The following is a 1,456-nucleotide window of genomic DNA, read 5'->3' as shown; positions in this document are numbered from 1 at the left end:
GTGCACTCCCAAAGGAACTGAGCGCATGGCTTGAACGTCAGTCAAAGCAGGCTCTCGCAGAGTTGAAGCCGATCGCCCTGCAAGCTCTTCTGCGGGTCAAAGATCCCAAGCTGTCTGAGCTTTGGCAACTGTGGTCAGAAGGCAAGCCTGAGCAATGGTTAGCTAGCATCGCTGAGTTGGAGTCACGCCTTGGTCAATAGGTGTTCTGGCAACCGTCGGCCTAACCCCTCCGTCAAGGGGACGTCTTGCGGCAAGCCGCAAGCCGCCCCTTACCTCGAACGTTAGGCCGTCATGCTTCGTGCCGTTTCTCTCTTTTTCGCATTGTTTGCGGCCGTGGTGCCTCCGGCGTGGGCGGTTATCCAATGGCGCGCTGCGGTCGAAGGAATGCAGAAGGCGATGGGTTGGGTGTGCGGTACACCCCTAATCGGCATCGTCACCTTGGCTGCGCTCGTTACTTCAGTACTATCGGTGCTTGCGCTTGTGGTGGGTGTAGTTGCATATCGGCGCCTTGCCATGCCTCGCTCCAAAGCTAGGCTCGTTGAGCTGGCAGTTCTTACAGCTCCTCTCTTCGGCGCAGTAGCGGCACTCCTTCTCTTCCCATGATCGTCCGCGCCGGTCGATTGCCAGCCCCATCGTTGCTATTTCAACGCTAGTGCGCTCGTTAAGGAAGGTTCGGATCCGAATGCCCAGAGTCTCTTCCATAGGCCCGCAGCCTAACCCCTCCGTCAAGGGGACGTCCCGCAAGCGGGCCGCCCCTTACGTCGAACGTTGAGCGTCATGAGTAAAGCAATCTCAAGCCTCGCTGTTCTGCTGAGGTCCATGGAGCCCGCGCTGCATGCTGGCGTCTACGCCTACTGCGTTGTTCCTCACGGTTCAGATGTCTCTGCCTTCTCTCCGGTGGCGACTGTCTCTGAGTCCGAGGGGCTCACCCTGGTCTTGCCGGAGGAGCAAGCAATCAATGCGGGCTTGGCTGTGCTTTTTCGCGCAGCGTGGATCACTTTGACGGTCCACTCTGATCTCCAAGCTGTTGGCCTCACCGCAGCCTTCGCCAGCGCTTTGGGGAAGGCCGGCATTAGCTGCAATGTTGTTGCCGGGGCGTTTCACGACCACATCTTCGTTCCCGTTGAGCAAGAGCAGCAGGCGCTAGCGGCGCTCAAGGCTCTGCAGCAGGAATCCATGCTATGAGTGGTGCCACTTTCGCCGTGACGCCCAACCCCTCCGTCAAGGGGACGTCCCGCAGGCGGGCCGCCCCTTACGTCGAACGTTAGCCGTCTATGTCATCCCTGATTAGCGATGATCCTCAGCCATGCGAAGCGATGGAAGGGGCGCCGGTTTGCAGGCCACCGCGGCACGAATGAGGCTTTGCATCAGGAGCTTGAGATCGAACCGCCGGTTGAACCGGTACTGATATTCGGCCAGGTATCGCTCGGCGTACTTGTTGAACTTGAAGGCATGG

Annotated in this window: 2 protein-coding genes and 1 pseudogene; 2 read left to right on the top strand and 1 reads right to left on the bottom strand. The window is 59.1% G+C overall.

The window, feature by feature from the left end:
• Positions 1-200 (top strand): DUF4259 domain-containing protein (locus AC1DYI_RS35470; protein WP_477208786.1); only part of this gene is annotated, 200 nt, incomplete at its 5' end.
• Between the two features lie 577 nt (positions 201-777).
• A complete protein-coding gene (locus AC1DYI_RS35465; RefSeq protein WP_477208785.1) occupies positions 778-1,185 on the top strand; it encodes an ACT domain-containing protein in 408 nt (135 codons plus the stop codon).
• 102 nt (positions 1,186-1,287) lie between these two features.
• On the opposite strand, the pseudogene AC1DYI_RS35460 reads toward AC1DYI_RS35465, so the two are convergent.
• Positions 1,288-1,456, bottom strand: a pseudogene (locus AC1DYI_RS35460) (IS1595 family transposase); the annotation flags it as partial.

This window comes from Ideonella sp. P3_A4 (assembly GCF_056403075.1).
Note: the sequence above shows the minus strand (reverse complement) of the source record. Positions and strands in the feature narration are given on the sequence as shown.